This is a genomic window from Mesorhizobium sp. M0751 (assembly GCF_040320265.1).
In the GTDB taxonomy this organism is placed as follows: domain Bacteria; phylum Pseudomonadota; class Alphaproteobacteria; order Rhizobiales; family Rhizobiaceae; genus Mesorhizobium.
In genome coordinates this window covers 1-11,001 of the sequence record NZ_JAMYPH010000026.1, presented here as the reverse complement: position 1 = coordinate 11,001, position 11,001 = coordinate 1, and the positions used below count along the sequence as shown (strand labels likewise).

The 11,001-nt window shown below is 64.6% G+C and carries 11 protein-coding genes; 3 read left to right on the top strand and 8 right to left on the bottom strand.

The annotated features are described in order from the left end of the window. Positions 1-50: 50 nt before the first annotated feature. From NKI19_RS28440 to NKI19_RS28415, 6 genes are all read right to left on the bottom strand, one after another. Positions 51-632 (bottom strand): NAD(P)H-dependent oxidoreductase, encoded by a 582-nt coding sequence (locus NKI19_RS28440; protein ID WP_352490742.1) that lies wholly within the window; start codon positions 630-632, stop codon positions 51-53. Next, on the bottom strand, positions 629-2,026 hold the full coding sequence (locus NKI19_RS28435; protein ID WP_352490761.1) for an FAD-binding oxidoreductase: 1,398 nt from the start codon (positions 2,024-2,026) through the stop codon (positions 629-631). The genes NKI19_RS28440 and NKI19_RS28435 overlap by 4 nt, the downstream gene beginning before the upstream one ends. Further along, positions 2,026-3,327 carry a cytosine deaminase gene (locus tag NKI19_RS28430; RefSeq protein WP_352490762.1) on the bottom strand — a complete coding sequence of 434 codons (1,302 nt, stop codon included), beginning with the start codon at positions 3,325-3,327 and terminating at the stop codon, positions 2,026-2,028. The genes NKI19_RS28435 and NKI19_RS28430 overlap by 1 nt, the downstream gene beginning before the upstream one ends. A 160-nt stretch (positions 3,328-3,487) precedes the next feature. Then, the gene (locus tag NKI19_RS28425; RefSeq protein WP_352490743.1) at positions 3,488-4,339 is read right to left on the bottom strand and encodes an ABC transporter permease; all 852 of its coding nucleotides are present in this window, start codon (positions 4,337-4,339) and stop codon (positions 3,488-3,490) included. Next, positions 4,326-5,168 (bottom strand): ABC transporter ATP-binding protein, encoded by an 843-nt coding sequence (locus NKI19_RS28420; protein ID WP_352490744.1) that lies wholly within the window; start codon positions 5,166-5,168, stop codon positions 4,326-4,328. The genes NKI19_RS28425 and NKI19_RS28420 overlap by 14 nt, the downstream gene beginning before the upstream one ends. A gap of 3 nt (positions 5,169-5,171) precedes the next feature. Next, complete coding sequence (locus NKI19_RS28415) at positions 5,172-6,176, bottom strand: ABC transporter substrate-binding protein (RefSeq protein ID WP_352490745.1); 1,005 nt, start codon at positions 6,174-6,176, stop codon at positions 5,172-5,174. A gap of 277 nt (positions 6,177-6,453) precedes the next feature. Here NKI19_RS28415 and NKI19_RS28410 point away from each other — a divergent pair, with 277 nt between their 5' ends. Further along, a complete protein-coding gene (locus NKI19_RS28410) occupies positions 6,454-6,837 on the top strand; it encodes a RidA family protein (RefSeq protein WP_352490746.1) in 384 nt (127 codons plus the stop codon). Between the two features lie 215 nt (positions 6,838-7,052). Further along, on the top strand, positions 7,053-7,856 hold the full coding sequence (locus NKI19_RS28405) for a creatininase family protein (RefSeq protein WP_352490747.1): 804 nt from the start codon (positions 7,053-7,055) through the stop codon (positions 7,854-7,856). A gap of 287 nt (positions 7,857-8,143) precedes the next feature. On the opposite strand, the gene NKI19_RS28400 is transcribed toward NKI19_RS28405, so the two are convergent. Together NKI19_RS28400 and cobD are read right to left on the bottom strand one after the other, a co-directional pair. Further along, positions 8,144-8,653, bottom strand: a complete 510-nt coding sequence (locus NKI19_RS28400; protein ID WP_352490748.1) for a tyrosine phosphatase family protein — start codon at positions 8,651-8,653, stop codon at positions 8,144-8,146. Beyond that, a complete protein-coding gene (gene cobD / locus NKI19_RS28395) occupies positions 8,650-9,708 on the bottom strand; it encodes a threonine-phosphate decarboxylase CobD (RefSeq protein ID WP_352490749.1) in 1,059 nt (352 codons plus the stop codon). The genes NKI19_RS28400 and cobD overlap by 4 nt, the downstream gene beginning before the upstream one ends. On the opposite strand from cobD, the gene cbiB reads away from it, so the two are divergent. Continuing rightward, the gene (cbiB, locus tag NKI19_RS28390) at positions 9,707-10,678 is read left to right on the top strand and encodes an adenosylcobinamide-phosphate synthase CbiB (protein WP_352490750.1); all 972 of its coding nucleotides are present in this window, start codon (positions 9,707-9,709) and stop codon (positions 10,676-10,678) included. The genes cobD and cbiB overlap by 2 nt on opposite strands. Positions 10,679-11,001: the final 323 nt, after the last annotated feature.

Genomic DNA, 11,001 nt, shown 5'->3' with positions numbered 1-11,001 from the left:
CACCTTCTCCCACAAGGGGAGAAGGGAAGTCTCCCAACTCAGCTCCCGCATCAGAACGCGTCCATCCTGGCCGCGACCTTCGCCACGAACCTCGTCCGACTCTCGTCGGTCGATAGGTTCATCGAATAATGCGCGAGGTAGGAAACCGACCCGCCGGGCTTGATGGTCGCACGCAGCACCCGCTTGACCAGCTTGCGCGGCGGGTCGCCCATCAGCATGGCGCGGAACCGGCTGCCGCCATAGGTGGTGACCGCGGCCACCTTGCGGATGTTGTGCAGCGACGGCCGCACCTTGCCGTCGACCAGCTTGAACGACACGCCGGGCAGGAAGACGCGATCGAAAAAGCCTTTCAGAATGGCCGGATAGCCGAAGTTCCACACCGGAAACGACAGCACCAGCGCCTCGGCTCGCAGCAGGCGCTCGACATAAGTCGACGCCGGATAGCCGGCGCTGCGTTCGTCGTGATAGGACAACCGTTCGGCCCGCGTCAGCCTGGGATCGAAACCCTCAGCATAGAGATCGCAGTCGTCGACGACATGGCCGGCCGCTTTCAGCCGCTCGACGATGGTCCGGTGCAGACCGGCATTGAAGCTGGTCTCGACCGGATGAGCGAAGAGGACGAGGATATTCAACCCGTGTTCTCCAGCCCCTTGAACAGGAACGACTTGCCGGAGCGATAATCATAGTTTGGGTTTTCCCAGGCGATCATCTTGCCGGGATTGAGCAGCCCTTGCGGGTCGGTCTCGCGCTTGAAGGCCAGTTGCACCTCATCCGTCCGCTTCATGCCGCCTTCTTCCAGCGTGTAGCGGTGCGGGTTGAAGATCCAGCAGCCATTGTCCTCGTGGATGCGGATGATCTCGTCCAGCCGCTCGGCCGTGGTGAATCGCACCAGCGGCAATCCGGCGATGCCGATGGCTCCGTCGAAGCGGATGAATTCGAGATGCGCCGGCACCTCGTCGCCGAAGCGGTCGACCATCGCCTTGACGTGGCCGAGGTGGTCCGGCGACGGATAGCGGGTCTGCAGATAGGTGATCGTCGGATCGACCCGGATGGCGCGTAGCGTGGTGTGGTTCCAGGTCAGCTCATAGGCCGGCGGCAACCCTTTGAGATCGGCCTCCTTGTCGGCGCGGAAGACGATCTCGCCCTTGCTGCGCGCCGTGAAGGCAAGGAAAGCATCCATCGCATGCGGCGCGATCATCAGGACGACGATGCTTTGGCCGCGCCGGAAGAACCGCTGGTGGCGTTTGAAGTAATCGTAGGGGATGGGTGCTGCGATCGGCGTGATCAGTTTCGCCAATATGCCATCCTGGATGGCGAGGTCGTTGCCGAAGCCGGCCGCATCCATGAAATCGTCGAAGCCGACGATGACGTCGATCCAGTCATAGCTGGCGGTCAGCGGCATCTCGACTTCGGTGATGATGCCGTTGGTGCCATAGGCGTGCATCACCTTCAGCACATCCTCGCCGGTGAGTTCCATGACACGCGGCTCAGCCTCCATCGTCACGGTCCTCAGCCGGATGACGTTGCCGAGGTCGCGCAGTCCGCCCCAGCGGATCGAGCCGATACCGCCGGAGCCGCCGGCAACGAATCCGCCGATCGATGCGGTGTTGTAGGTCGACGGCGACATGCGGAGCTCCTGGCCGGAATGCGCCCGCGTCGCTCTGTCGATGTCGGCGAGCACGGCGCCGGGGCCGCTGACGACACGGCCCGGCGCGATCGTCTTGACCGCGTTCATCTCGGCGAGATTAAGCACCACGCCGCCGGATAGGGGCATCGCCTGTCCGTAATTGCCGGTGCCACTGCCGCGCGGCGTCACCGGCACGCCATGCCGATGGCAGGCGGCGAGAATGCGGACGACCTCGTCTTCGGTTTTCGGCGTCACGATCAGGTCACCGGTGACATGCTCGAGCTGCTGCTTCAGCACCGGACTGTACCAGTAGAAGTCGCGGCTCTTCTGCTGGACGATCGCCGGATGGTCGTCAACCTTGAGGCCGTCCAGGTCGCGCTTGAGCGCCACAATATCCATCATTCCACCATCAGATCATCGAGTTCGGCATAATCGGGCAGCTGGCGCTCGATCGCCCGGCCGTGGCGCACAACGATGCGATCCGATTCGGGCCGCGACAGCAATTCCGTCCAGCTCCGTCCCCTGAAGACGACGAAATCGGCCGCCCCTCCGGCGGCAAGCGTGCCGAAACCATCGAGCCGCATCACCTTGGCGGGCGTCGCGGTCACCGCTTGCGGCCAGTCGGCGACGGGATGGTCGAGATGCAGGATCCGCGTCGCCATGCGATAGACCTCCAGCATGTCGAGATCGCCATAGGCGTAGAACGGGTCGCGGGTATTGTCGGAGGCGACAGCGACGGCAATGCCGCGCGCCTTCATCTCGTGCAGCAGCGTCACCCCGCGCCAGCGCGGCGTGGTGTTGTCGCCGCGCCGGTCCTGCAGATAGAGATTGCACATCGGCAGCGACACCACCGCCAGGCCGGCCTTGGCGACCTTGTCCAGCGTGTCGAGCACGTCGAGGTCGGGCTGGCGCGCCAGCGAGCAGCAATGGCCGACAAGGATGTTCCCGTCAAAACCGTTCCAAAGGGCTGCTTCGGCAATCTTCTTCAGCGAGATCGCCGAGACATCGTCGGTCTCGTCGGCATGGAAATCGAGGTCGAGGCCATGCTTGATCGCCTGCTCAAACACCTGGTCGAGCAGTTCTTCGAGGTCTGGCACCATGTAGGTGACGACGCCGAGCACGCCCTTGGCGGCAGCCACCCGCTTGGCCAGTCTCTCGAACCACTTCCTGTCGCGCACGCCCTCGATGCCGAGCAGGCAGGCCGCCTGCAGCTCAATGCGGCCGCGCCATTTCTCCCGCATCGTCTCGAACACCGGCCAGGAGATTTCTTCCTGCGGCGCGACGCTGTCGAGATGCGTGCGCAGCGCCCTGGTGCCGTGCGCATAGGCCGAGCGCAGCGAAAAATCCATGCGGCGGGCAACGTCGTCGGCGCTCCAGCGCGCCGCCCGGTCGGCGCCGGTCGCATTCAGCGCGCCCATGAAGGTGCCGTCCGGGTTGGGCTTTCGAGGCCAGATATGGCCCTTGTCGATATGGGTGTGGCAGTCGACGAAGCAGGGCAAGACGATGCGGCCGCCGAGGTCGATTGCGTCTGCCGGTGCGTTGGATCGGCTCTGTCTGACAATATTGGAGATTCTGCCGTCTGCGACGGCGATATCGGCGAGCGCAAAGCCGTCGGCGTCGAACGGAGCGGCGAGCCCTGGTGTCAGTGACGCGTGAAGCCGGACGTTGGTGAGTACGAATTGACCGGACTGAGGGATCATCGTTGAGGTCATCGCTGCCCCTCATCCGGCTGCCGCCACCTTCTCCCCGTATAGTGACGGGGAGAAGGGATTGGCCGAAACGCTGGCGCCCCCCTCTCCCCGTTCTCCACGGGGAGAGGGTAAGGGTGAGGGGCAGCGCCTGCCTGCGAGAACAACTCCATCACCGCTCCTGCCTCAGCGCGCTCTCGTGCCAGCGCCGCAAAATGAGATGCGATATCAGCGACAGCACCAGGAAGATCAGGATGCCGGTGAGCGAGATCAGGATCAGCGCCGCGAACAGCCTTGGTGCGTTGAGCCGGTAGCCGGCCTCGATGATGCGCGAGGCGAGGCCGGACGACTGGCCGGTAGCGCCGGCGACGAACTCGGCCACCACCGCGCCGATCAGCGACAGGCCGCCGGCGATCTTCAGCCCGCCGAGGAAATAGGGCATCGCCGCCGGCAGCCGCAGGTAGCGCAATTGCTGCCAGCGGGTCGCGCCATTGAGCTTGAACATGTCGCGCAGATTGCGGTCGACGGAATTGAGGCCGAGCGTGGTGTTGGAGAGGATCGGGAAGAAGGCGACGATCCAGGCGCAAAGCAAAAGCTTTGTCGTCTGGTTGTCGACATAGATGTTGATCAGCGGAAAAATCGCGACGATCGGCGTCACCTGCAGCACGATGGCAAACGGAAAGAACGACATCTCCACCCATTTCGACTGCGCGAACAGCACCGCCAGCCCGACACCGCCGACTACGGCGAGAAGCAGGCTCAAGAAGGTGATCCTGAGCGTCACCAGCAGTGAGGAGAACAGCAGCCCGGCATCGTCGTGCAGCGTCTGCAGCACCACGCCGGGACGCGGCAGGATGTATTTCGGGATGTCGTTCCAGACACAGATGCGGTCCCACAGCCAGATCGCCAGGATCATGATGGCCAGCGGCAGCAGCCATCTGCCGATGCGCTCGAAGCGCTCCTGGCGGACGCGGCGCGCCTCCTCCGGGTCGAGTGCCAGGACTGGTTCTTCAATGGCCGTCATGATGCGGTCCGGCAGTTGAGTTGATGGCGCCGATCAGCACGTCGGACGCCTGGCGGCAGAGCGCGGCATAGTCGCGCGAGGTGCGAAACGCCTCGTCGCGCGGATAGGGCGCATCGACGGCAAGCTCGGCAAACACCCGGCCCGGCCGCGCCGCCATGACGACGACGCGGTTGGAGAGGAATACGCTTTCGAAGACGCTGTGGGTGACGAAAACGACGGTAAAGCGCTCATCCTGCCATAGCTCCAGCAGATCGTTGTTGAGCTTGAAGCGGGTGATCTCATCGAGTGCCGCAAACGGCTCGTCCATCAACAGAATGCGCGGCTTGGTTACCATGGCGCGGGCGATCGAGACGCGCATCTTCATGCCGCCCGACAGTTCGCGCGGCACCGCATTCTCGAAGCCGGTCAGGTGAACCCGCGCCAGCATCTCCATCACCGCCGGCGCCGCCTTGGCCCGCGACACGCCCTTCAGCCGCAACGGCAGCCAGACATTGTCGAAGACATCGGCCCAGGGCAGCAGCGTCGGCTCCTGGAAGACGAAGCCGATATTCGAACGGTCGCCGATAGTCGAACGATCGAGGGCGCCGCTGCCGCGCCAGTCGAGCACGCCGGAAGTCGGCGTCGACAGGCCGGCGATCAGCCGCAGCGCCGTCGATTTGCCGCAGCCAGACGGCCCGAGCAGGCTGAGGAAATCGCCTTCCCGGATCGTCAGCTCGACATTGCTGAGCGCGGTGACGCCGTTGGAAAACACCTTGCCGACGCCACGCAGCGCCAACAGCGTCTGCCCCGATACGCTTCCTGGCTGTTGCGCCACTTTCTCCAGCTTCACGGCCTACTTCTTCAGGTCGAGCCCGACGCCCTTGTTGACGAAGGCCAGCGTGTAGGCCTTCTTGATGTCGACGCCCGCCGGCGCGACCTTGGCCTTCACCATCTTGTCGTAAAAACTCTGGACGCGTGCGTCGCTCATGGCGCCGATGCCGAGCTTTTCGCTGTCGCCGGAATCGACCACGCCGAACTTCTTCAGCTGCTCGATCGAGAAGGCGATCTGCTCATCCGTCATGTCCGGATTTTCCTTTTTGATCATCTCGTTGGCGGCCTTGTTGTCACCGTAGAGATAATTGTACCAGCCCTTGGCCGAGCCATCGACGAAGCACTGGACCACCTCGGGACGCTTGTCGATCGTCTCCTGCATGGTCTCGACCGTCGTTGCATATGTGTCCCAGCCATAGTCGGCCAGCAGGAACTGGTTCGGCGTGAAACCGCCCTGCTTCTGGACGGCGAATGGCTCCGAGGTGACGTAGCCCTGCTGGATCGACTTCTTGTTGGCGATGAACGGCGCCGGGTTGAAGGTGTACGGCACGCGCTTGGCGGCATCGAAGCCGAGGTCGGTGACCATCCACTGGAAGAAGGTCTGCGCACCTTCGTCGCCGAGGATGTACTGGTCGGCGTTCTTCAGGTCTTCCCATTTGTCCAGCCCCTGCCCGGGATGGGACATGATGACCTGCGGGTCCTTCTGGAAGTCCGCAGCCACGACGCGCATCGGTATGCCTTGCTGCACGGCATCGAAGGCCGACAGCAGATTGCCGCCCATGTAGAAATCGATCTTACCTGCGAGCAGCAGCGGCCGGCCGCTGACCTGTGGGCCGCCCTGCATGATCGTCACGTCGATGCCGCAGGCGGCATAGGTGCCATCCACCACGGCCTGGTAGTAACCGCCATGTTCCGGCTCGGCCAGCCAGTTGGTGCCGAAGGTGACTTTTTCGTTCGCCGCCGCGGCAAGCGTGCCTGCGCCAAGCAGCACGATCGCGCTGGCTGAAATCTTGAGTTTTCCGTACATCCACACCACCCTTTGTTCGCTCCGGCGCGTCACGCGCCGGGCTCGACACCATTGTTTCAAGAAGCAAGACACATGCCACCGGCGCGTTGCCCCGGGACCGCCCGCTTGTGCAATGCCCGCCTGTGCAATGGCGGCGCGATGGCCGGACGGGTCATGCTGTACGAAAGGCATCGTGCCTATTTTTTGATCGCCTGTCCACAATCGCCCTCGTGACATGCACCGCCATCTTGATGCCGGCCTACATCCAGCTTTACGCTGCCGAGAACCGGAGATTGCCATGTTCAAATTTCTCACGCCGAAGTCGATCAAGCCGCCCTTCGCCCGCTACAGCCATGGCGTCGAATTGCCGCCCGGAAAGCGGCTGGTGCTGTGTTCGGGCCAGGTCGCGATCACAGCAGACGACCAGATCCCGGATGAGGCCGGCGCCCAGGCCGAGCTCTGTTTCCAGAACGTAGCGGCGATTCTCGGTGAGGCCGGCCTCGGCCTGTCCGACATCGTCCGCATCAACGCCTACGTCACCGACCGCGCGTTCCTGCGGCCCTATATGGAGGTTCGCGACCGGCTGTTCGCCAGCCCGGCGCCGGCCTCGACGCTGATGATCGTGTCCGGTTTTGCCCGGCCGGAATTCAAGGTCGAGATCGAGGTCATCGCGGCGGGATGATCGAGGGGGTCGGAATCGACAGGCAGATGATCTCAAGTTACACCACAAAGGTTGGCGCCGCCCCTCATCCGCCTGCCGGCACCTTCTCCCCGTATAGAGACGGGGAGAAGGGACACTGCCGCAACGCCGGCGATCTCCCCTCTCCCCGTCTCTATACGGGGAGAGGGTAAGGGTGAGGGGCGGCGCAAACGCGCATCCAGTTCCTCGAGGTTCAAATGGCCGCAACACAAAAACGCGCATGGTGGGGTGACTACCGGACCACCGAATACGCGACCGTCGATCCGGAGGCGACCATTGCCGTTCTGCCGCTTGCGGCGATCGAGCAGCACGGTCCGCATCTGCCGGTTTCGACCGACACCTCGATCATGAACGGCATGCTGGAAACGGTGATCGCCCGCCTGCCGGGCGATCTCGACATCCGCATCCTGCCGGTGCAGGCGGTAGGCAAGTCGAACGAGCATTTGCATGCGCCCGGCACCCTCACTTTGCCGGCAACGACCCTGGTGGAGGCGTGGACCGAACTCGGCCTGTCGGTCGCGCGCGCCGGCATCCGAAAACTGGTCGTCGTCAACTCGCATGGCGGCAATGAAGAGATCATGGGCATCGTCACCCGCGAATTGCGCGTGCGGGCAAAGATGCTGGCGGTAAAGACCAGCTGGCAGCGCTTTGGCCGGCCGGCCGGCATGTACACCGACCTCGAAGACCGTCACGGCATCCATGGCGGCGACGTCGAGACCTCGCTGATGCTGCATTTCCGGCCCGACCTCGTCGATATGGGCAAGGCCGACAATTTCGTGTCCAAGGTCGCGCGCGCCGAAAAGGAATTTTCGCTGCTGCGCCACACCGGAACGCACGCCTTCGCCTGGATCGCCAGCGACCTCAACCCGAATGGCGTGGTCGGCGAAGCCAGCATTGCCACCGCCGAAAAGGGCCGGCTCACCGCCGAACATCAGGCCGACGGCTTCATCGGCCTGCTGAGGGACGTGCGCAAGGCAAAGCTGGCGGACTGGCTGGCGTAAGAGGCTATCCGCAGCGCCGCGCCGCCCCTCATTGCCCTGCCGGGCATTTCTCCCCGTATAGTGACGGGGAGAAAGAAGCTGCACTGAAACTTTCGCCAATCGCCACCACTGCAGAAAAGGCGCGCCGAGGGTCGCGACAAGTCCCTTCTCCCCGTCTCTAGACGGGGAGAAGGTGCCGGCAGGCGGATGAGGGGCAGCGCCGACGTAGGCAAATACCTTGCCGCCACCGCAGCGCAATTGCGGCTCGATTGTTTGCTGGCTTGATGGCTCCAATTACCGCCTAGGAATCACCCCTCGATCTTCAACGCAAAAGGCGTGCCCTCAAACGCTTCGGCACCGCGCCCGATCGCCTCGATGGCGCGGCTCATGCGGCCGTTGCGCTCGAGCAGTGCGTCGGCAATTGCAATCAGCCGCGGATTGGGCGTCGCGGTGGGCGACAGCGCGCGCAGAGTCTCGGCCAATTCGGCTTCGTCGCGCTTCGGCGCCAGCGCTGCCGCGATGATATAGGCCGAGGCGGTCGAGCGGCTGATGCCGGCATAGCAATGCACCACCAGCGGCCGCGAGCGGTCCCATTGGCGGGCGAAATCGAGCAGGGTCACAACGTGCTCCTCGCCCGGCATGGTCATGCCCTCCTGCGCTACCGCAATGTCGTGCATGACCAGATGCAGATGGTTTTCCCTGGTGATCGAGGCCGGTCGCACCACCTCCGTTCCGGCGGCGAGCAGCGAAAGCAGCCGCCCGGCCCCGGTCCTCGTTACCGTTTCCTCGACTTTGGACAGCGAACAGACGTGGATCATTGGGTCGTTTCTCCCTTGGCATCATCGTCGCGCCGCGAGGCCCAGCCGGCAAGCGCCGATTCGAGCCGCCGCCATTCTTCGTCGGCTCCCGGCAGGCCGGCGCGCAGCACATCCGCCCGGTCGGCGAAATGCCGAAGCAGGATGCCGCGCTGGCCAAGCGCCGAAAACAGGCCGGCGGCGTTCGCCAGCCTGAGATAGCGGAACAGCGTGGTGCCACCGGCGACAGGCACGCCGAAGCGGCCGAACAACGTATCGAGCCGTGCGGCGTCCTCGACCAGACGGCGCCGCATTGCGGTCTGCCAGCCGCTGTCGGCAAGCGCCCTTATGCCATATTCGAGCGCTGGCCCGGCAACCGCCCATGGCCCGAATTGCGCCTCCAGCCGCTCGACCGTCAGCGCATCGGCCAGTGCAAAGCCAAGCCGCAGGCCGGCCAGGCCGAAGAACTTGCCGAACGAGCGCAGCACGACGATGCCGCCCTGGTCGACGTCGCCGGCCAGGCTTTCGCTGCGCGGGCTGACATCCATGAATGCCTCGTCGACGACCAGCAGCCCGCCTCTGGCGCGTAATGTCCCGGCAAGTCGAAGCAATCTTTCGCGCTCGACGACGCGCCCGTCCGGGTTGTTGGGATTGACGACGACGGCAAGGTCGGCCGCCGCCAAGGCTTCGAAATCATCGACTTCAGCCGCCGCATGGCCGGCGATCGCCGCTGCCCGCCGATGCTCGGCATAAGTTGGCCCGAGCACCAGCGCCGTGCCCGGGCTGACCAGCGAAGCGACGCGCGGCAACAGGATCTGCGTGCCGGGCGCAGCTGCGACATTCGCCGCCGACGGCGCGCCATAGGCGCTTGCCGCGACCGCAGCCAATTCATGGGTACGCGCGGCTTCCGGCAATCGTGACAGGGCGGTGGCGGGCAAATCGAAAAGCGGGTAGGAGTGCGGATTGATCCCGGTCGAGAGGTCGACGAAAGGCAGTGGCGCGTGAGGGAAAAGCGCCCTCGCCCGGCCAAGGCTTCCGCCGTGGTCCACTGCCGCCGTCACTCCATCAAGAGACTTCATGTCGATCCTGATCGCTTTCCTGTCGCTGGCCATCGAACTTGTACTCGGCTACCCGGCCCGGCTCTTCGATGCCATTGGCCATCCCGTCACCTGGTTCGGCAGGCTGATATCCTTTCTCGACCGCAGGCTCAACCGCGCCACTGATTCCGACGCCGACCGTCGCCGCTGGGGCGTCGTCGCGCTGTTGGTGATCGTGCTGGTGCCGGCCGCCGTCGCCCTCTGGCTCGAGATCGTGCTTTGGAGCATTCCCCTCGGCTTGTTGGTTACCGCAATCCTGGCGACGTCGCTGCTGTCGCAGAAGAGCCTGGCCGAACATGTCGAAGCGGTCGCCGACGCACTCGACAGCGGCGGACTGGACATGGGCCGCATTGCCGTCTCCAGGATCGTCGGCCGCGACCCGGAAAAGCTCGACAGGGCCGCTGTCTGCCGCGCCGCGATCGAGAGCCTGGCCGAGAATTTCTCCGACGGCGTCGTTGCGCCGGCCTTCTGGGTCGGTATCGGCGGGCTCGCCGGCGGCGTCGCCTACAAGGCCGCCAACACCGCCGATTCGATGATCGGCCACCGCACCCCGCGCCACGAAGCCTTCGGCTGGGCGACGGCGCGCTTCGACGACTGGATCAACCTGCCGGCGTCGCGGCTATCGGCGCTGCTGATCGTACTCGCCGCTTTCCTGGTCAAGGGCGCCGACGCCAAAGCCGCCTGGCACGCCGTGCGGTGCGATGCGAAAAAGCACCGCTCGCCCAATGCCGGCTGGCCGGAAGCAGCGATGGCCGGTGCGCTCGGCCTGGCGCTCGCCGGCCCCCGTTCCTATGACGGCGTCATGGTCGAAGACGCATTGATGGGCGAAGGCGGCCGCCGCGACGACGTCGAGAGCACCGACATCCGGCGGGCGCTGAAACTCTACCGCGTCGCCGACTTACTGCTGATTGCGCTGTTCGGGGTGGTCGCAGTGGTTGTTGTCTTGGCGTGACCTGCGCTCGCGATCGAGCGGAAACAAAAAGCCCGCCAGGCGGCGGGTCGTTGGAGCCAATTAGCACCATACCGAAGTTAATAGCATAGCTGCCGGCACAAAGCAAGAACAAAATTGCTCCTTCGGCGAAGAATCGCGGCTTTATTCCATCTTGGGTTCCTCGCCCCCACGAGAGTGGGGGAGAGGTGGCTCGGCGAAGCCGAGACGGAGAGGGGGACTGCGCCCTACAAAAGGCCCCCTCTCCGGGCGCGTGGCGGCCCCCCCGACCCCCCCGCGCGGCGGGGGGGGGCCCCCCGGGGGGGGGGGGGGGGTTTTAACCAAAC